We start from the raw sequence: 18,955 nt of genomic DNA on the forward strand, positions 1-18,955 counted from the left end.
TCAACAACGCCCTTCAGCGCAACTAGATCAGGCGACCGCGGGACCCGCAGACGGCGTAGGATGGCGAAGCACCGGCTCCTCGCCGAGGGTGGCGAGGAGCCGGCTGGCATTTGTCAATTCCTGGTCAACGACCGCACATCTGGAAGGGTATGAAACCAGTACGCATAGTTCCCGATGTCCTTGCCGATCACAACCTCCAGAGCTGCCTGGCGAAACATCAGGAGCGGAACATCGCGATTCACGATCGCGATCATCTCGCGCATCGCCGCGTCATAGTCGGCATCGCTGCCGGCTTCGTCAGCCTTTGCCAGCAGCGCATCGAGCGCGGGATTGTTGTAGCCGGAGAAATTCGAGCGTGTATTTCCACGATAGAATATCCGGATCCAGTAGTCGGGAAGATTGAGCCAGGCGACCTGATTTTCGAGGTAGACCGGCATTTGCTTTGCTGTCTGCAGCTCGCCGAAACGCGCCCCTGGCAGCTTCTCGATCGTCACACGGATGCCAGCCCGGGCGAGATGATCCTTGAGCGCCACCGCGAGATTTTCAAAGTATTCTGCCTTGCAGGTGCATAGCGACAAGGTGGTCTCGAAGCCGTTCGGATATCCTGCCTCAGCCAACAGCTTGCGCGCCATCTCTGGATCATAGGCGAACGACTGTGGCTGCGGAAAGCTGGCACCTTTGGCCTCCTCGGGCGGACCGAACAGTCGCTTGCCCCGGCTGAGAAACACACTCCGGAAAATGTCGTCCTGCGGGATGGCGTGCGCGATCGCCTGACGAACCCTCACATCGTCGAACGGCTTGGTCTGCGTGTTCATGACCAGAAACTCGAACTGGTTCGGCATAGGTATCAACAGCAGCCTGGCCTGTGCGCGCCGCTCGACGCCTTCGATGGCATTCGGCGTCAGCCCAACGGCAACATCGGCCGCATGCCGTTCGACCAGCGCTACGCGGGTCGTATCTTCAGGCACGGTCTGAAACACAGCCCACCGCATGGCCGGGTGCGGCGCGCCATGCCATTTGTCATTGCGCTGCAGGACAACCTGGTCAGGCCGGAAAGTCATGACCTGATACGCGCCGCTTCCTGCTTCGTTGGCCTTCAGCCACTCGGTGCCCCAAGGATCATTCGGGGTGACATGGGCCTTGACCTGGTTGGCGTTGATGATTGGCGCGAACGGCGTGCTGAGCGAAAGCAGCAGATAGCGATTGGGCTTGGTGAGCGCGATCTCCACCGTCTTGGCATCGATCGCCTTGATCTGATCCTCGTTGACGAGCCCCCCCAGGTTGAGAACGAAGCGCGTGGTCGGCAGGCTGATCGCACGTTGCAGCGACCACTTGACGTCCTCGGCGGTCACCTGCGATCCGTCATGGAAGGCTGCGGAGCTGCGAAGATGAAATCTGTAGATCTTGCCGTCCTCGGAGATGTCCCAGCGCTCAGCGATGTCGCCGCGCGGTTCGTCCAGCCTGTATTGCTGGACGTTGTCACGCGGTTGATCCAGCGCGAACGTGACCAGCCGGTCGTAGACGTGCCAGGACACGCCCCAGGTCGATCGCTGCACGCCAGCGCCCGCAGCATCCAGCGAGCTGGTCTCGAACGGCCAGACCACTCGCGCGGTTTCGTTACGGCTCTGGCCCCAGACCGGTGGAAAACCTAATGCGACCTGAACGGCGACGGCCGCCGCGAGGATCGCTCGTCGTTTGCAGGCGTAGGCTCTTGCTGTGAAAGCTCCCATTGGGCGATCTCCTCAAGGGTGGTCGTGGTGAAACGTCTCTTGCTCCGCTCGCGATGCGTCGCCTCGTAGTCGACCTTCGACAGGTCGGATGACAGCACGACCTGATAGATGGTCCGGGCCGCATCCAGGCTGACGAGTTCGTCGATGACATCGCGGCGCACCGCTTCCGGATTCCGCTCGCCCGGATCGCCCCATCCGCCACCGCCGGCCGACTCGATCGAAATGTCCATGGGACCACAGCGCAACGTGCCGTAGGCCGGTGTTTGAACGAGGGTGCCGTCTGCAGCGCGGCATCTGATCGAAGCGACGGCCCCAGCCTGTCCGCCCATCACCCCGGACCCGGAGGGCCGCCTGCTCGCCTCGTCACGAAACGTGGTCTCGGTGGGCACCAACTGCCGGGCCTCGTAGTGAATTCCGGTCCCGCCACGCATCCGGCCAGGACCTCCTCCATCGGTTCGGAACTCCTGGCGGCGGATCTCGACTGGGTAGGCGAGCTCGAGGTCCTCGACATTCGGCAGCACGAGCCCACCGAGGGTGTTGACCGTGCCGAGCACGTTGAAGCCGTCGCGTTCTGCGACCGCACCGGCGGCGGGATAGCCCAGCCAATGATAGAGAACAAAGATGTTGCCCTGTCGCGTCGAACCGGCCGATACCGGGTGTAGCGACTTGCCCCACCCTGCGCAGCTGCGATCGGGCGCGGCGCCTGACAAGGCCTGCCAGCAGGCGGTAATGATCTCGTGCGCCGGATGCGTGGTCGTAAAGCCGACGGGCGCTGGCGATCTTGCGTTCACGATGGTGCCTTCAGGAGCGATGATCTGGATCGCCCGGTAGGCACCCTCGTTCCGGGGCAGGGACTGGTCCAGGAAGGTCGCAACCGCGAGATAGACGGCCGATGAGGTATTGGCCAAGGGACTGTTCTTGAAGCCTGCGATCTGCGGCGAACAACCGGAAAAGTCGAATATCAGTCGTTCGCGCTCGACGGTCAACGACACCTCGATCCGGATATTGGCCGCCGCAAAGCAATCATGATCGCTGAGGTCGACGCCGCTGTATCGACCGGGCCGCAATTGCTCGATCTCAACCTGCATTCGACGCTCTGCATAGTCGAGCAGGTTTGGAAACAGCCTTTGCGCTTGTTTGCTGCCGAGATCGCGGGCCAGCGATGCGAGCCTTTCGGCACCGATCCGCGTCGATCCGAGCATGGCGTGCAGATCGCCGATGAGCAGGTCGGGACAGCGCGTGTTGGCGAGCAGCAACTGCAGGATATCCTCGCGCACGACTTCCTTTTGGGCGATCCGCAATGGCGGGATGCGAACGCCTTCGTGGAAGATCTCTCGCGCGGCCGCATTATAGGTGCCCGCGACCCCTCCCCCGACGTCAGACTGATGTGCGCGATTGCATGAAAAGCCGAACAACGCACCTTCGACAAAGACGGGCCGCATTACCGTCCAGTCCGCCAGATGGTTGTTGCCCGCCAGATAGGGATCATTGGACAGGAAGACATCGCCCTCGGCGATATCTCCATTGAAGGCCTGCTTCAGAGCGCGCAACGCGAAGCCGCCGCTCCCGGTATGAATGGGGATGCCGTCAGCCTGCGCCACCACGGCCCCATCCGCGTCCCCTATGAAGCAGGAAAAGTCGTGAGACTGCGAGAAGATGGGACTGCGCGCGGTCTTCATCATCACCCATCCCATCTGCCGGGTGATATGATCGAGCTGCTTCTGCGTCAGGGCGAGCAAGACGGGATCCATGATGTTCCCCTATTGGAGCTCGATGATGTAGTTGCCGCCGGAGGTCACCCGGAGCCGATCACGCGCACCCACGAGAATCGTGGTGGTGCTTTCCTCGACGATGGCCGGGCCATCGACCAGCCTATGGGATGCAAGCGCACTCCCTTTGAACACCGGGACCTCTTGCCAGTCATGTTCGGCATCGACCCAGATTTCGCGCCGCCCGTCAGGATCATTCCCACGGCTGCCGGCGAAGTTCGATGCTTGAGCATGCAAGCGGGACAGAAGTCCGAAGCCACTGACCTTGACGGAAACGACCTGATGGCGACCGTCCGGTTGAGTATGACCGAACATGCGCAGATGCTCGGCTTCAAACCGCTCGATGATTGCGGCAATCGGCTCGTCGTCCCGCACGGTGATCGGGATCGATGACTGCTGACCGAAATAGCGCAGGTGCCACTGCGTCAGGAATCGCCGGCGCTCGGGTGGAAAGCCTTCCTCCTCCAGGAGCGTTGTTGCCTGCCCGATCAGACTCGCCGTCAGCCGGTCGAGAATGCCACGATGTTGCTGCTCCAGGGCGATCGGAATGCTCCGCTGCAGATCGCAGCGCAGGTCGGTGTTGCACATTCCAAACGCGCACAATATTCCCGCCAGACGCGGTACGAAGACGTTCTGGCAGCGTGCCAGACGCGCAATGCTGCTCGCATGCAGCGCGCCTGCTCCGCCACCGGCAACAAGAGTAAAGCGGTGCGGATCCAGCCCCTTCTCGATGCTGACGTTCTCGACGGCATGCAGCATCGTCTGCTCGGCCAGCCGAATGATGCCAACGGCCGCCTCAAACGGCTGAAGACCGAGCGGCTCGGCAATCTGGGTGCGGATCGCCTCCTCCGCGAGCCACCGATTGAGAATGATCGCGCCGCCGCCCTGCGCTCCAGGCCGCAGCCTGCCGAGCAGCAGCTGAGCATCGGTCACGGTAGGCTGCAAGCCGCCGCGCTCGTAGCAGGCCGGCCCAGGATTGGATCCCGCCCCGCGTGGGCCGACGCAGAGCAGCCCTCCTTCGTCCACGCTGGCAATCGAACCGCCGCCGGCACTCACGGTCGTGATTTCGACCGATGGCACCGCGACGCGCAGCCGTTCGATATCGAGAAGATCGGTCATGCCGATCTCGCCTGCATTGACCATCATCACGTCGCAGCTCGTCCCCCCGACTTCGAGCGAGATCAGATGATCGGTGCCGGCCTCTGTCTGAAAATGCGTGAGCGCACCGGCGGCTGCAGCGGGACCGGACAGCAGCATGGCCACCGGATGCCTGGCAATCTGAGCCACCGAGACAACGCCGCCATTGCTTTGAACGACCAACAGCGCGCGCAAGCCCATCGCCCGGAGATCACGTTCCAGGCCGTTGAGATAAGGTACGACGCGCGGCGCCACATAGGCATTGATGACAGACGTTGATGCCCGCTCGTACTCACCGACAACCGGCGCGAGCTCGCTAGACAGCGTCACCCACAGCGCGGGAGCATGCTCGGCAATGATGTCGCGGCATCGCTGCTCATGGTCGGAATTGCGATAGCTGTGGAGCAGGCAGACAGCGACAGATTCGACTCCGAACGAGAGCATACGGTCGAGCGCGCGGCGGACGGACGCCGGATCCAGCGGGACGACCGCATTCCCCTCCGCGTCCGTCCGCTCAACCACGGACAATCGCCGGTGCCGCGGCACAATGGGATCTGGCCAGGGAGCACGATGGTCCCAGGGATTGTCTCGCCAGCCCCTTCTGATCTCGATGGTGTCACGAAATCCTTCGGTGCCGAGCAGACCGACGACCGCGCCCGTTCTCTCGAGCAAGGTATTGGTCGCGATTGTCGAGCCGTGAACGAACAGATTGGTCCGGGACAACAACAGCTGAAGCGTCATGCCGAGCTCGGAGGCCGCACGCTCGAGCGCCGCAACCACACCTTTGGCCGGATCGGCTGGCATGCTTGGCGACTTGGTTGCATGCACACGACCGCCCCCATCGACAATGCTAACATCAGTGAAGGTTCCACCGATGTCGACGCCAACGCGAAACCCGCCCCTCAATTCACTGTCCATAATACCACCACCCTCTTTTTGATGTATCAGACAACAAATTTGTTATGTCAAGAGCCCGTCGCGCGACGCGCAAAAGCTCCTTGCGGATCGATCGGGAGCATCACGGCAGCGAATGCACAGGGGAATGATGCACCAAATAGCCTGCCCGGCTTGAAATCCCGCACTTATGCACTCAGAGTGCGGCCATGTTCTCAGACCTGACCGACTCCTCGTTGAAATCGGCCGCAGAGATGCCTCTCGTGCCGATCGACCGCCAGACCAGCCTTGGTGAACTCGCCTACGCCTCCCTGAAGGAGGCAATCGTGCGAGGTGAATTCTCGGCTGGACAAAAACTGACGGTGCGCGCTGTTGCCCAGGCGCTCGAGGTCAGCACGACGCCCGCGCGTGACGCCATCATGCGCCTGATTGGCGAAGGCGCCCTCGTCAATGCCGGCCCGAAGACCGTCATCGTTCCACCCTTGACCAAAGCTGCGCTCGATGAGGTCACCGCCATCCGCCTGGTGCTGGAGGCACTGGCGGCGCGGATGGCGGCGACAAACATGTCGCCAGAGACCATCGATAAGCTCAAGGCCTTGCAATCTCAGATCAATTCGGCGCTCGACGCGGGCAATTATTCTGCCGCCCTCAAGGCCAACAAGGCCTTCCATTTCCTGATCTATCAGACCGCGAACATGCCTCGCCTGACAGCCATGATCGAATCGCTCTGGGTCCGCATCGGCCCTTCGCTGAACGACCTGTACCCAGAATTCGCGACCTCCAGAGTGGGCGTGAGTAACCACATGGAGGCGATCGCGGGGCTGGAGAGTGGGGACGCCGCCCGGGTTCAGGCGGCGATCGAAAAGGACATTCGCGACGGATACCGACGGCTCGCCACGAGACTGGAATAGCGGGCGGCTCCAGCAACAAATTTGTTGCATCAAATATCAAACGCGCCTAGTCATGGCTCACTTCAGTCGAAGCGAGAACCCATGATGACTGTCCAATCAGCCCTGCCCCAGGCTTCCGCGAGGCAGACCGGACCCACCCAGGTGGGACCCAGATCCAAAGAGGCCTTTCGGCGCGCGAGCTGCGTCTTTCCCGATGGCACAACACGGGCCACCATCGAGCGGGACCCGCTTCCGCGCTATGTGAGCCACGGCTCTGGGGCTTACGTGTTCGATGCAGATGGTCGAAAATTTCTCGACTTGAATGCGAATTTCACGACCCTGATCCACGGCCATGCCTTCGGTCCTGTCGTGTCGGCGCTCGAGCGGCAATTGCGCGACGGGACGTGTTTCGCCAATCCGACCGAACGCGAGATCGAACTGGCGGAGCTGATCTGCGAGAGGGTCGCCGCCATCGAGCGCATCCGCTTCTGCAACACCGGTACGGAAGCGGTGATGTTCGCCATCAAGGCGGCCCGCGCATGGACCGGACGGCCCGCCATCGCCAAGATCGAGGGCGCCTATCACGGAGCGTATGATTGGGTCGAGGTGAGTCAGTCCAGCGGGCCCAGCAATTGGGGGGCACCCGCCGAGCCTCAATCCGTTGCATACTACAAGGGGCAGCCCGCCTCGGTGTTGAACGAGGTGGTGCCGCTGCGTTTCAACGACGTACAGGGAGCGGTGGAGCGGATCGAGCGCAACGCCGATTCCCTGGCGGCCATCGTCATCGATCCGATGCCGAGCCGCGCCGGCCTGATTGCGCCGGATCCGGAATTTGTCGACGCCATTCAGTCAACCGCTCGGGCTCACGGCATCCTGATCATCAGCGATGAGGTGCTGAACTTCCGTCAAGGCTTTGTTGGAGCGTCCGCACGCTATGGTCTGGAGCCAGACCTCTATACGCTCGGCAAGATCATCGGTGGAGGACTCCCGATCGGGGCGGTTGCCGGGCGCGCATCGGTGATGAGCATGTTCGACGCCGGCCGGAGCAGGCCGGCCGTCCCGCAAGGGGGAACATTCTCGGCCAATCCAATGTCGATGACCGCCGGTCTGATCGCGATGCAGAACCTTGATCAGGCGGCTTTTGTCCGTCTGGAGCAGCTTGGCGATCTGCTCCGAAGCCGCCTCAGGCAGGCGATCGAACGATGGCAAGTCGCCTTCTCGGTCACAGGCGCCGCATCACTGTTTCGCATTCACCCGAAGCGGCGGCCGCCACGGGACTTTCGCGAGGCGTTCTGGTCACCCAGCGAAGCCGCCATCATGACGGAGATGACGCGTTACTTCGCGGCTGAGGGCATCATTCTGCCGAACGGCGCCGCCGCGTGCCTTTCAACCCCGATGGCGGACGGAGACGTCGACCTGGTCGGGCAGGTGTTTGAACATTTTCTGTCGGATGTGGCGCAGAGCTTCGAGTGGGATCAGCCGTGAATCAGAATGAGAACGAGAACATGACCGTCGCCGAGCGCATCGCGTTGGCACTGAAGCGACACGGCGTCGAAATCATCTTCGCCCAGAGTCTTCCTTCGGCCGTCATCCTTGCGGCAGAAGCGATCGGCATCAGACAGCTCGCCTATCGCCAGGAGAACATGGGCGGCGCCATGGCAGATGGTTTTGCCCGCATTTCCGGCCGGATTGCCGTCGTCGCTGCACAGAATGGCCCTGCTGCAACCCTCCTAGTCCCGCCGCTGGCCGAAGCTTACAAGGCCAGCATTCCCGTTGTGGCGCTGGTTCAGGACGTCGAGCGTCCTCAGCTGGACCGTAACGCGTTTCAGGATCTCGACCACTTGGCGCTATTTGCTCCTTGCGCCAAATCGGTTCGTCGCATGCTCACTGCTGATCGCGTCGACGATTATGTCGATGGCGCCTTCGTTGCTGCAGGAAGCGGACATCCGGGACCAGCGGTTCTGCTGCTGCCTGCCGATCTCCTGCGCGAACGCGCCATCACACCGCGATTGCAACGGAACGCCAGCTACGGCCAATGGCCGATCGACCGCACTGGCCCGTCGAGAGACCTCATCGAAGCCGCGGCCGACATGATCGCCGCAGCCCGTTCTCCGATCGTCGTGGCAGGCGGCGGCGCCACATCCAAAGCCGCTGCCGAAGCCCTGGCCCGGCTGCAGGACATCGCTCACCTGCCCGTCTTCACGACCAATATGGGCAAAGGGAGTGTCGACGAGCACCATCCGTTGTCGTGTGGCGTGCTAGGCGCCTTGAACGGCCCAGGCTCGCTTGGACGGCATACGCGCCGGCTGCTCGACGAAGCCGATACCGTGCTCCTGGTGGGCTCGCGCACCAACCAGAACGGAACCGATAGCTGGCGACTGATTCCGCCGAGCGCCAAGCTCATTCATATCGACATCGATCCGCAGGAAATCGGGCGCAACTACCAGGCGCTCCGCCTGGTCGGCGATGCCGCCACAACGCTCGAGCTGTTGTGTTCGGCGATACAAGCCCGCGATCTCCGAATGCGGCAGCGACAACGGGGCGAGCTTGAGAGCCGCATCGCGGCGGCATGGCGTCAGTTCGAGATTGACCGCTCTTCCGTCAGGGAAACCAACAAGACTCCAATCCGTCCCGAACGGATCATGAAGGAGCTCCAACGCCGTCTGACGCCAGAAACCATCGTCGTTGCAGATGCGAGCTACGCCTCGATGTGGATCGTCGGCCAGTTGCGCGGCTTACGGACCGGCATGCGCTTCATCACACCGCGCGGACTTGCGGGACTGGGTTGGGGCCTGCCTTTGGCGATGGGCGCCAAGCTGGCCGAACCTCAGCATCCTGTCGTCGCGGTGGTGGGTGACGGCGGATTTGCCCATAGCTGGGCCGAACTCGAAACCATGGTTCGCAGCGACATCGCCGTGGTCGTCATCGTGCTCAACAACGGCGTCCTTGGCTATCAGAAGGACGCCGAAACAGCGAAGTTCGGCCGGTTCACCAGCGCATGCCACCTTGGCCCGGTCTCACATGCCGAGATCGCGCAGGCCTGCGGGTGTGCCGCGATTCGCGTCACCGCCCCCGGCGAGCTTGCAACTGCGCTCGCGACCGCATTGACGGCGCGGCGCCCCTGTTTGATCGATGTGATCAGCGCAGCTGACGCCCACCCGCCCTTGTCGCTTTACGATGGTACGCTCGACCGACCCGAGCTGGTCGAGCCAGCGATGTGATCGCCACGTCACGCGGCGAATTCACCTCCGGTGACATCCAGTGTTGCCCCAGTCAGGAACGCCGCGGCCGGTGAGCCGACGAGAAAGCCGACGAGTCCCGCAACCTCGTCGGCCGTTCCGAAGCGCCCCAGCGGGATCCGGCTGAGTGCAACACGGTTGATCTCGCTATCCGCAGGCCCGGTCATATCGCTCAAGATACGGCCGGGGGCAACGCAGTTGACGGTTATGCCGAACGGAGCAAGGTCGCGGGCCACGGCACGGGTGAGACCCACGAGGCCGGCCTTTGAGGCTGCGTAATGCGGACCGGCAATGTGTGGGACGGCACGTCCTGCAAGCGAGCCGATGTTGACGATGCGTCCCATACGCCTCCGGATCATCGCCGGTGCGATCAGGCGGGTCAGCATGAAGGGTCCATTCAGGTTGACGGCAATGACGCTCTGCCATTCCTGTGCTGACGTCTGCATCATCCAGGGAGTTGCCGGATCGCTGCGCTTGGGTGAGATGCCAGCGTTGTTCACCAGGATCGTCACATCATCCCACCGTCGGCGTACCCGATCGACGAACGCAGCCATCTTCTCTTCGCAGGTCACGTCGATCGCGTCGGCAATCAGCCGAGCTTGATCGCGGCCGAGATGATCGAGAGCTCGGGCGACATGGTCCTCCTGCCTGGACACGAACGCAACTCGGATGCCGTCATCGAGAAGACGACGCACAATCGCCAGACCAATTCCACTGGCCCCGCCTGTGATCAGGGCCACCCTGCCCCCATCTGCCGCGATCGATGTGGCCTTCGCCTGCGGCATAGTCAGACCGTCGCGACCGGCGTGACTGGAGATCCAACCGCACCAGGCAGCCGCAACGGCGGCGCGGTCAGAAGAAAGCAACGCCGATCGTGGCATCTCAACCACTGTGCAAGCTCCGACAGATACCACAACTCGCCAAGCGCCACCCCGACCTTGAACAGGCAAAACTCGTGGAGCGGCAGTGTCGCGCGCCGATCGTGGTGGTCAGGGCGCGCCGGCAACGCTTCGACGCCAATGTTGTCCGAAATCAAGGCCGACAGGCCGCTGTCGTCGATCCAGCGCTGCAGCTTCTGGTCACGCCCATCGAGCTCCGGGCAGCGCGCAGGATGCGCATCAGCGGGGTCGAGGGCGCCCGAAGCCGCGAGGACGAGATCACCAAAGCCCGAATATAAGCACACCAGGTCGCCGCGTTCGACTTCCACCCCGTCAGCCTCGATGATCCGCATCAAATCGTCATAGCCGACCAGGTGCCGATCGCGCCCGAGGTGATGACACAGATCGATGAGAACACCCCGTCCCTGGATGCAGGCACGTGCCATGGTGTCAACACCGAGTCGGAGTGTTCGTGCTACCCCTGTCTCCGGATCAGGCGCCGCGACCTCGCGGCCGGCGCGCCAGCCATTATAGTAGAGCGGTTCGGGAACGCCGTCGTCATCGGCATCGAAGCTCTGCCCAACATGGGCGAACGTGTCCCAATGGGTTGAATACTGCGTCGCGAGCGTCACCACGTCGTCGCTTACGATATCGGTTGCTCCTGGCTGCTCGTTGGCGAGCGGGTAATTGTAGTTGAGCGCGCCGTCTCCGCCACGGGCAAGTGCCGAAAGCCTTGGCGGCTGTCGAAGACGGTGAATGACGGTTCCCCCCGGGAGATTGAGAGGAAGACTGAGACAGAATGTCAGCCCCTCCTGCACGCACCGCACCGCCCGCCTGCAGACGTCGGGAGTGAGATAGTTGAGGCGGCCAAGCTCGTCATCATCACCGAAGTCGCCCCAGTTCGAACCGATCGGCCGCCGTTGCCAACGCCTAAACATGATCAGCCCCCGATTGGAGATGCCTCGCAGCCGCAGAGCCTGGCTCAGCATTCGGCACGAGCGGCGGTGCCGGCAGATCGCGCTTGGTCTCACTGATGCGATACATATCGCGGCAGTCGATCTCGGCGATCACAGCCCTCTGAGCTCCCGATGGATCGCGCCGGCCGATCGCTTCGACAATCTCGCCGAGCAGCATGGTCACTTCGCGTCGCGAGCCATCGTCAGAGGCCTTGTGAGTGAAGGTTGGTCCAAATCGGCACCAGATTCTGTCGACGAACATCGACAAGACACTCGGTTCAGACAGGCCGAGAAGAGCCATGCGCAACGCCCAGACCGCTGCGGCAAACTGCACGGCCTGCCCGGTTTCGGCAGCCCTGCAGACATCGGTGTGGAGCAGCTTGAAAATGCGCCAATCGGCCTTGCGGTGCATCTCCGCAGCATTCGCAAACGCCAGACCTTCGACGGCAACGCGGAGCCGGCGCAGCTCTTCCAGCTCGGCAACTCCAAGGATGGGCACGATGACACCGAACTCGCGGCTCTGTTGGACGGCATCTGCGGCGGCAAGCCGGGACAGGGCATCCCGGACAGGCGTCGGACTCGTTCCGAGCTGACGCGCCAGACCCCCCAAGGTCATCTGCTGACCCGGACGGACCTCGCCCACGATCAGCATGTGCCGAAGCCGGCTGAATGTGCCCTCGGCCAGCGAAGGGGCTGGAGTGCGTGGGCCGCGCCCTATCGTCCGGTGCAGGACGATCTGATCTTTGCCGGACGCATTTGGCAGCCCGCCTGCCCTGCCGCGGCGAGCGCGGCCGGCGCTCACAATGACACTCTGACTTTCTCGTCTTTGCATCGCCTGTCTCCAACGGCCCCACTGCAAGGCACTGACCTTGAGCACCCGCGCTCGTGGCAATCAGGCCAACGCAGCCACTGTTTCGGGCTGTCGCGACACCGAAGGGCTTTTCGTCAGAATGCAGTCGCAAAGCCGTTCGATGTCTTCGACGTCGTGGTCAGCAGTCAGGCAGACGCGGATGCCCGCCTTGCCCTGGGCGACCGTTGGAAAAAAGGTGACCGATGTGTAGAAGCCGGCATCGAGGAAATCACGCGCCATGGCGATGGCGGCCGCCTCGGAGCCGACCGTGATCATCCGGATCGGCAGCGAATTGCCGCTTTCGGCAGTTGGAATTCGCCGATCGAAAAGATTGATCCGCTGGGCCAGTCGCCGCTGCCGCTGGCCAAGTTCTGCCGACCGGTGAATTCTGCACGAGCCAAGAGCTGCCCCGACCGCCGCCAAATTGGCAGCGGCCGAGAACGCATGCGGGAGGGCATATCGCCGGAACAGCGCTTCCTGCTCGGCCGTTCCCAGCATCAGAACCCCGCCCGAGGCGCCGAATCCCTTGCCCAGAGAAGCAGCAATGATGGTGCGATCGCCAAGGTCGCTGCCAAACTGCGAGCGTGCGAAACCCTGGCCCTGATCGCCGAACAATGACACCCCATGTGCGTCGTCGATGTAGAGAAACAGTCCATATTGCTGCTGCAGCCTCAGCAGCTCCGGGATCGGCGCATGTCCTCCCATCGAGTAGACGCCGTCACAGACATAGGCGACGACCGGCTCTTCGCGACACAGTTTCTCCAGCGCCGCAATGTCGTTGTGAGGAATGGCTTCGACCCGGGTCTCGTCGGCAACCACCGGCTTGTGATAGGCGAGCGAAATATGGGCCAGGCGATCGAACGCCACGACCGGCTTGATTCCACTCGTCAGAAGGCCGGAGGCCAGGATCGGCATGGCGCCGAGATTGGCCAGCATCACCGTCGAGAACGCAATCACCCGAGCGGCAAACATCTCGGACAGGGTGGCTTCCAATTCCGAGAGCAGGTCGAAGTTGAGACGCGTGCGAGCGCAAGACCAGTGAACGGAACGGTGCGCTTCAATCGCGTCAATTGCGCCGGACACGATCACCGGATGATTGTCGAGCCCGAGATATGAGCATCGAACGAAGTCGATCGCGTGCGGCCTGTTCTTGACATCGCCAACGCCAAGCGCCACGGCGCGGCCGCGCAGCGAACGACCATAGACGGCCATGAGGCCGGCGTCATGTGCCGCATCGAAATGCGATCTGCTCTCATTGATCACATACGCGGTGTTACGAAAGCGTCCCACCGGACGAGCATTGCCAGACAAATCCGTCGCGTGTTGCATGATACCGTTCCTCGTTCGCCTGAGGTGACCGACTTGTATTGATGTGTATACAATTGGCTTGGCCGGTTGATCGCGCCGATCGCCAGTCAGGCTCTTGCAGCTCGACCTCCTCATTGCTAGATCACGCGTGCTTCTTTGTGCAGCTACCAACCTGGATAGCGGCGGGTCACTCGTCCGGTGCCAGATCGAGGACATCTAGGCACAAGGATTGCTCACGGGCGGCAGACAGCACGATCAAGTGAGTTCGGCGGCGATCCGGCCGGCATGTGCAATCACAGCAGCAGCTTTGACGTCGGGCCAGGGATGCGCCACACGGGGAGGCGTATGCTGATAGCCGCGCCGAAGCGGCGTTACGTCACCGATCAGACAGGAGGGGGGCGGCGGCTCTAGTCGGTGGTTGTGTCGGTCGACACCGACATGGACGGGCTGGATGGTCCGGGGATCTCGATGAGACCAAGCCTTATCGCCCTCACGACGGCGACCGTCCGGCTGTTCGTGCCAAGCTTTTTCATCACCTTCTTGAGGTGGAAGTTGATCGTGTTTTCGCTGATCTTGAGGATGATTCCGATATCCCAGGAGGATTTACCCTCTGCGGTCCACTTCAGGCATTCGCGTTCGCGCTGCGAAAGCCCGATCGCCTTCTTGCCCTTCACCGGCTGGGCAAGCTCGCCAAAAGCGACATGGAACTGACACGCCAAGGCGTAAAGATGCTTGAGATGGCGGACCGGGTCGGCATCGTCGAAGCGGGATGCAAAGGATAGAACGGAAATGCGCCCCGACGGCCCAAACAGCGGCACGCTCACCCCGTGCTTGAGACCGGCTTCGCGGCTCTCATGAAGGACCAACTGCTCGCCGTCCTGCAGCTGCTTCTGCTCGAGCAGCTGATCCCATATGAATGGCCTGCTGTGAAACGGGGTTCGCCTGACGACCGGATCGATCTCGTGATACTTGCGCTCGAAATAATGCTTGCGCCAATCGAGCGGAAAGTTGAGAGCGATGGCCGGCATCGGATGCTCTGGCAGCCGTATCGTCTCTTCGTAGTTCAAGGCGCCATAAGCCACCTGGCCGAAACCCTCATCGGCTGCAGAACCGACGAGAAGATCGAAGAGGTCGGACAGCGACTGCGTGCGGTTTGCACAATCGATGAAGCTGAAGAGGTCCATTGCTACCTCACGGCAGACAAAGCTGCGCAAACTTCCGCCCAGATGTGATCGTGAAAACGGGTCCCGTCTCAACGTCCCGATCGCCGACGGTCCGCTCTTGCCCCCTCGCCTGCCTCTACCAAGGCGAGAAGCAGGCGCTTGCTTGTCCAAACTTCAACCCAACCTGAGGTAGACCGTACCATGATACGCTCCGTCGTGCAATTGACGATCATATTCGATTGATCTTTTCCGAAGCCGCGATGTCATCAACATTGCCCTCCTCCGGAAGCGGCGGCCCTGACGATCTTGCCGACTCCGGCAATCAGATCGCGCAGCAAAGTGCCTGCTGGATAGGCGCTCCTCAGCACTTCTGTCAGTTTGCAACAGATTGCTGGTATACGTTTTGAGCGGAACCCATGCACCTGAGGCATTCTTCCAGGCACGCAGCCCGCGCAAGTCAGGCCTCGCGGCCATCCCAAGCTGAACCCGTTCAAACGGGCCTGGACGAGCCTTGCAAAAGCCAAGAACTACACCCCAATACAACTCAGAATTGCGTCAGATTGTAGGTGATATTGGGGCGATGTCTGACAGTTGTCTTCCTCTGAGCAGCCGGTAGGACTGCAGCCGCTCCATAGACGCGTGAACTACTCGACTGGGTAGCTGCCTCGCTGACGCTGTGCCGATTAGTCTGCATCTTCCCGTCACGTGGCACATTGGAAGATGCTCATGCGTACCCTTTTGATCAGGTGGGAGACCATCCATCGATATGGCGAAGCCTGGATTTCGCATCATCGGTTGCGGTACCGGATGTTCGTCGAGCGCCAGGGGTGGTCCGTGCCTCATTATCAGGGCATGGAATATGATGAGTTCGACACACCGGCAGCCACCTACATCCTGGTCGTGGACGAGCAAGATCAGGCGCTTGGAACTGCACGGCTGATTCCGACCACACGCCCCTACATGGTCAAGTCCTTGTGGCCCAACCTGGTTGAAGGCTTGCTGCCGCATTCGGACGAAATCTGGGAAGCATCGCGATTCGGCTGCGATCGTGCGCTGAGCGCCGGCGGACGGCGCCGAGTGATCGGGCAGCTCATACAGGCTTGTCAGGAATTTGGCCTCGCCAACGGCATCTCGTCCTATCTTGGTGTCATGCCCAGCTGGATCTTCAAGAATGTCATCGCTGCCCATGGCTGCCCGGTGAGGCCACTGGGAGCGAAGCTGCCGTTTCCGGGGCATGACATTGGGGCGGCCTATATCGACGTATCATCAGCCGTGCTGGAATTGGTTCGCCAGCATACCGGCCTCCCGAAGGCGCTGCATGAGAGCCCTTCTCCGGGGCCTGCCGCATCAGCACTGTCCCCGCGCTTGGCAGAGGATGCTCCATCGGAGCCCAAAGGACTGGGCTGCAGGCCGGAGTTGGAAGGGCTCGTGGAGGCTGGATGAGCGCGATCCCGAACCTTCGATCATCTTTCCGCCGCAGGCCCGCCAGTGAGGGCCGATCAGCGCTTGCATCAGGCTTTGGGCCCAAGCGCGATTGACCGTCTCTGAAGAAGATGCGGCATCGCCGCAATCGGTGGCGATCAACGCGTCGGCTCCTTCACTCAAGAAAGCCTGCCACGCTGGATTTGGCGCTTACCAGCTTCCTGCTTCAGGAACGCCGAATGTATCAACTTTGAGCGCCAGGCGGTCCTGGTTTGTATGCATTGCGGAGCGAGCCGACGCGATGTGCGGCTCCGGTCTATCTGGCCTTGATGGCGGGTGCTCGCTTCGACTTGGCAAACGCCCGATCAGTCGCCATGAAACGTGCCACCATTGCCGAGGCCAGGCGACCAAGATCATTGGCCGGCTGGTCCGAATGGCGGCCGACAGCTTCGGCATAGGCCTGCAGATCGCGAAACACGTTCGCTGACAGTTCGACCGTGATCTTGACCGGCTTCTCATCGGGAAGTTCCGAGATCTTCAGCTTCGCCATGACTGCTACCCCTGATACGGTTCGAGCACGAGATCACGATTGACGATCACGCGGACCGGAAAGCCCGGCCTCACTGTCAGAGTCGGCTGGACGTTCATCTGCTGACCAACCAGCTGCTGACCTGTGCGGCTCATGGAGCTGCCGAAGCCCTGGCGGAGCGCCTGGATGATCGCGGCATTGTTCGTATTTTGACTGGTGCCCGCATTGACCTCGCTGCCCATCGAGAGCAGCGTCGAGAGCAGCGCTGCGCCAACCAGCTGCCTGAAGTGGTTATCGACCTCGTCCGAGAGACCCGAATAGCCGGCAGCGTCGGCGCCCTGCTGCCGTTCCAGAACGATCGACCGTCCATTGGGCATGATCAGCCTGGTCCAGACCAGGAGCACGCGCGATTGCCCGGCCGTCACCTGGCTATCGTATATCCCGATCAGCCGCGCGCCCTGCGGGACAAGCAGGAAGCGGCCTGACGGCGAATCGAACACGTTCTCGGTGACCTGAGCGGTGATCTGCCCCGGCAGGTCGGAGCGAATGCCCGTGATCAGGGCGCCCGCAATCACGGTCCCGGCCTGAACCACATAGGGGGAGGCCGGCCGGCTGACACGGTCGGCACTCGTGGTCCGGCGATCGACCGCGGCATTGACGAAGGCGAGCTTGCGGTCCTGGCCATTCTGGGCGAATGCGTCGTCGGGACTGGACATCGCGCCCGCGCGTTCGCTGGTCTGAGGCCCGCTCGCCGCGGCCTCGGTGCCACGAACATTGACCGTCGCAAACAGGCGGCTCAAGCGAGCGGCATCCCGCTCCTGCTCATGGCGGAGCTGCTCCTGATCGGGGGTGACCGCAAGTGCCTGGCCCTGCGCAGCGACAATCGCCTTGCCGAGATCCCCGGGCAGCGGCGGTCCGATCACCGGGACGTTTGTCGGGAGATTCTTGGGAAGACTGGCGTAGTCACGCGGCAGGGCCGAAACCCCGTCCGCGATGTCGTGATGATCAGTGCTGTAGAGCTCGGATGGGCCCGATTTGCTCGGCCTGTTGGTCTGCAATGTCCAGACGACGGCGCCTCCCATCAACAGGAGCGCAACTGCACTTCCGCCGGCCAGGACATTGCGCGACAGCCGTGTGACGGGGGGAAGATCTCCGTTCAGGCGCATTCTTTTCGTGCGCCGCTCAGCTTTCTCGGCTGCAGACGGAGCCTGAGACACAGAAGCCTCATCCTCCTCGTTTTTCACCCTGAGGCTCCGTCGGTTCTGACGATCCTGACCTTGCGCTGCTCCTCGCCGCCGAGGCGCAACTCGGCCGCGGCAAACAGCCGATCGACGATCATGATGTTGCGGAAGGCACGGTAGTTGACGATCTCGGGCGCACCATCGCTCCCGATGACGAACAAGGGCGGCAATTCACCCTGCACAATGCCAGGGGCAAACTCGATATAGACCTTGCGGCCGTCGTCATAGGCGTTGACCGGCCTCCATGGCGGATCATCCCCCTCGATGCGATAGCGGAAGCGTCGCAGCGCCGGATTGGGCAGCTCCGGCCTCAATACGAGCTGGCGCGCTCTCGTCTCGGCATTCTGCGGATAGTACCAGGCCACGGCGGGCATATACGGCTTGTCACGAGCGCGCAGCTCGAGCAGATAGGTCCGCCGGTCGGTGTTGACGATGAGATTGGTTTCGATCGCGGCACGCGTCGGCTTGACCAGGATGTGGACGCGGCGGCGTTCGCCCGCACCGCTCTCGGTATCGCCGACGACCCAGCGCACGGTGTCGCCGGCGGACACGGGCCCCGACCCTGTGAGCTGTTCACCTTCCTCGAGCATGATGTCGGTGATCTGCCCGGGCGCCGCATAGACCTGATAGAGCGCGCCGGGACTGTAGGCATAGATCTGCGTCGCGTTGAAGTAGCCCTTCTTGCGCGGTTCGACCCGCGCCGCGCTATTGGCCATCTCGACGCGGTCGAGCGGCTCCGCTTCTTCCTGAGCTCCTGCCTTGCCACCAAGGGACACTTTCCAGGGCGGCGGAAGATGAAGCGGCTGAACCTTTCCATCCAGCGCAGCTGGCGGCGCCGGCAATGGTGGTGCTTCGCTGTCATAGCTGATCTTGGGCAGATTGATCGTTGTGCAGCTGCAGAGCAGAACCAGAACGGCGGCCCCCGCCATCATTGGCCCTCCAGCCCTCC

At 62.2% G+C, this 18,955-nt stretch carries 15 protein-coding genes; 4 read left to right on the plus strand and 11 right to left on the minus strand.

Going from position 1 to position 18,955, the window contains the following annotated elements:
- Nucleotides 1-113 precede the first annotated feature (113 nt).
- From QX073_RS27515 to QX073_RS27525, 3 genes are read right to left on the minus strand one after another with little or no spacing between them, the layout of a single operon-like run.
- Nucleotides 114-1,730 carry an ABC transporter substrate-binding protein gene (locus tag QX073_RS27515; RefSeq protein WP_315716429.1) on the minus strand — a complete coding sequence of 539 codons (1,617 nt, stop codon included), beginning with the start codon at nt 1,728-1,730 and terminating at the stop codon, nt 114-116.
- Complete coding sequence (locus tag QX073_RS27520; protein WP_315716430.1) at nt 1,649-3,481, minus strand: hydantoinase B/oxoprolinase family protein; 1,833 nt, start codon at nt 3,479-3,481, stop codon at nt 1,649-1,651. The genes QX073_RS27515 and QX073_RS27520 overlap by 82 nt, the downstream gene beginning before the upstream one ends.
- Nucleotides 3,482-3,490: 9 nt before the next feature.
- Nucleotides 3,491-5,554, minus strand: coding sequence for a hydantoinase/oxoprolinase family protein (locus tag QX073_RS27525; RefSeq protein ID WP_315716431.1), 2,064 nt, complete (start codon nt 5,552-5,554; stop codon nt 3,491-3,493).
- 185 nt (nt 5,555-5,739) lie between these two features.
- Between QX073_RS27525 and QX073_RS27530 the strand changes: the two genes are divergently transcribed.
- From QX073_RS27530 to QX073_RS27540, 3 genes are all read left to right on the plus strand, one after another.
- Nucleotides 5,740-6,441 (plus strand): GntR family transcriptional regulator, encoded by a 702-nt coding sequence (locus tag QX073_RS27530; RefSeq protein WP_315716432.1) that lies wholly within the window; start codon nt 5,740-5,742, stop codon nt 6,439-6,441.
- A gap of 84 nt (nt 6,442-6,525) precedes the next feature.
- Nucleotides 6,526-7,905 carry an aspartate aminotransferase family protein gene (locus tag QX073_RS27535; RefSeq protein ID WP_315716468.1) on the plus strand — a complete coding sequence of 460 codons (1,380 nt, stop codon included), beginning with the start codon at nt 6,526-6,528 and terminating at the stop codon, nt 7,903-7,905.
- A gap of 20 nt (nt 7,906-7,925) precedes the next feature.
- A complete protein-coding gene (locus QX073_RS27540; protein WP_316226689.1) occupies nt 7,926-9,641 on the plus strand; it encodes an acetolactate synthase catalytic subunit in 1,716 nt (571 codons plus the stop codon).
- A gap of 8 nt (nt 9,642-9,649) precedes the next feature.
- On the opposite strand, the gene QX073_RS27545 is transcribed toward QX073_RS27540, so the two are convergent.
- The 5 genes from QX073_RS27545 to QX073_RS27565 all read right to left on the minus strand — a co-directional run bounded on the left by QX073_RS27545 (nt 9,650) and on the right by QX073_RS27565 (nt 14,835).
- The gene (locus QX073_RS27545) at nt 9,650-10,444 is read right to left on the minus strand and encodes an SDR family NAD(P)-dependent oxidoreductase (protein ID WP_315729352.1); all 795 of its coding nucleotides are present in this window, start codon (nt 10,442-10,444) and stop codon (nt 9,650-9,652) included.
- Nucleotides 10,445-10,446: 2 nt separating this feature from the next.
- Nucleotides 10,447-11,475, minus strand: coding sequence for a cyclase family protein (locus QX073_RS27550; protein WP_315716434.1), 1,029 nt, complete (start codon nt 11,473-11,475; stop codon nt 10,447-10,449).
- The gene (locus tag QX073_RS27555) at nt 11,468-12,325 is read right to left on the minus strand and encodes a GntR family transcriptional regulator (RefSeq protein WP_315716470.1); all 858 of its coding nucleotides are present in this window, start codon (nt 12,323-12,325) and stop codon (nt 11,468-11,470) included. Before QX073_RS27555 ends, QX073_RS27550 begins: the two co-directional genes overlap by 8 nt.
- A gap of 60 nt (nt 12,326-12,385) precedes the next feature.
- Nucleotides 12,386-13,672: an aminotransferase class I/II-fold pyridoxal phosphate-dependent enzyme gene (locus QX073_RS27560; protein ID WP_315716435.1), complete on the minus strand. Its 1,287-nt coding sequence runs from the start codon at nt 13,670-13,672 to the stop codon at nt 12,386-12,388.
- A gap of 386 nt (nt 13,673-14,058) precedes the next feature.
- A complete protein-coding gene (locus QX073_RS27565; protein ID WP_315716436.1) occupies nt 14,059-14,835 on the minus strand; it encodes a LuxR family transcriptional regulator in 777 nt (258 codons plus the stop codon).
- Nucleotides 14,836-15,540: 705 nt separating this feature from the next.
- On the opposite strand from QX073_RS27565, the gene QX073_RS27570 reads away from it, so the two are divergent.
- A complete protein-coding gene (locus tag QX073_RS27570; RefSeq protein WP_315716437.1) occupies nt 15,541-16,257 on the plus strand; it encodes an acyl-homoserine-lactone synthase in 717 nt (238 codons plus the stop codon).
- A gap of 295 nt (nt 16,258-16,552) precedes the next feature.
- Here the strand turns inward: QX073_RS27570 and QX073_RS27575 are convergent, their stop codons facing one another.
- The 3 genes from QX073_RS27575 to trbG are packed head-to-tail and all read right to left on the minus strand — an operon-like array spanning nt 16,553 to nt 18,938.
- Nucleotides 16,553-16,786 carry a DUF2274 domain-containing protein gene (locus QX073_RS27575; protein ID WP_315716438.1) on the minus strand — a complete coding sequence of 78 codons (234 nt, stop codon included), beginning with the start codon at nt 16,784-16,786 and terminating at the stop codon, nt 16,553-16,555.
- Between the two features lie 5 nt (nt 16,787-16,791).
- Nucleotides 16,792-18,009: a TrbI/VirB10 family protein gene (locus QX073_RS27580; protein ID WP_315716439.1), complete on the minus strand. Its 1,218-nt coding sequence runs from the start codon at nt 18,007-18,009 to the stop codon at nt 16,792-16,794.
- Nucleotides 18,006-18,938, minus strand: a complete 933-nt coding sequence (trbG, locus tag QX073_RS27585) for a P-type conjugative transfer protein TrbG (RefSeq protein WP_315716440.1) — start codon at nt 18,936-18,938, stop codon at nt 18,006-18,008. The genes QX073_RS27580 and trbG overlap by 4 nt, the downstream gene beginning before the upstream one ends.
- Between the last annotated feature and the right edge of the window lie 17 nt (nt 18,939-18,955).

It is taken from the genome of Bradyrhizobium sp. SZCCHNS3052 (genome assembly GCF_032484495.1).
GTDB lineage: Bacteria > Pseudomonadota > Alphaproteobacteria > Rhizobiales > Xanthobacteraceae > Bradyrhizobium.

Coding starts and splice junctions, on each gene's coding strand:
- QX073_RS27550 (WP_315716434.1), bottom strand. CDS start 11,475: ATGTTTAGGCGTTGGCAACGGCGGCCGATCGGTTCGAACTGGGGCGAC.
- QX073_RS27570 (WP_315716437.1), top strand. CDS start 15,541: ATGCGTACCCTTTTGATCAGGTGGGAGACCATCCATCGATATGGCGAA.
- QX073_RS27560 (WP_315716435.1), bottom strand. CDS start 13,672: ATGCAACACGCGACGGATTTGTCTGGCAATGCTCGTCCGGTGGGACGC.
- QX073_RS27575 (WP_315716438.1), bottom strand. CDS start 16,786: ATGGCGAAGCTGAAGATCTCGGAACTTCCCGATGAGAAGCCGGTCAAG.
- QX073_RS27545 (WP_315729352.1), bottom strand. CDS start 10,444: ATGCCGCAGGCGAAGGCCACATCGATCGCGGCAGATGGGGGCAGGGTG.
- QX073_RS27515 (WP_315716429.1), bottom strand. CDS start 1,730: ATGGGAGCTTTCACAGCAAGAGCCTACGCCTGCAAACGACGAGCGATC.
- QX073_RS27525 (WP_315716431.1), bottom strand. CDS start 5,554: ATGGACAGTGAATTGAGGGGCGGGTTTCGCGTTGGCGTCGACATCGGT.
- QX073_RS27540 (WP_316226689.1), top strand. CDS start 7,926: ATGACCGTCGCCGAGCGCATCGCGTTGGCACTGAAGCGACACGGCGTC.
- QX073_RS27535 (WP_315716468.1), top strand. CDS start 6,526: ATGACTGTCCAATCAGCCCTGCCCCAGGCTTCCGCGAGGCAGACCGGA.
- QX073_RS27565 (WP_315716436.1), bottom strand. CDS start 14,835: ATGGACCTCTTCAGCTTCATCGATTGTGCAAACCGCACGCAGTCGCTG.
- QX073_RS27555 (WP_315716470.1), bottom strand. CDS start 12,325: ATGCAAAGACGAGAAAGTCAGAGTGTCATTGTGAGCGCCGGCCGCGCT.
- QX073_RS27530 (WP_315716432.1), top strand. CDS start 5,740: ATGTTCTCAGACCTGACCGACTCCTCGTTGAAATCGGCCGCAGAGATG.
- QX073_RS27520 (WP_315716430.1), bottom strand. CDS start 3,481: ATGGATCCCGTCTTGCTCGCCCTGACGCAGAAGCAGCTCGATCATATC.
- trbG (WP_315716440.1), bottom strand. CDS start 18,938: ATGATGGCGGGGGCCGCCGTTCTGGTTCTGCTCTGCAGCTGCACAACG.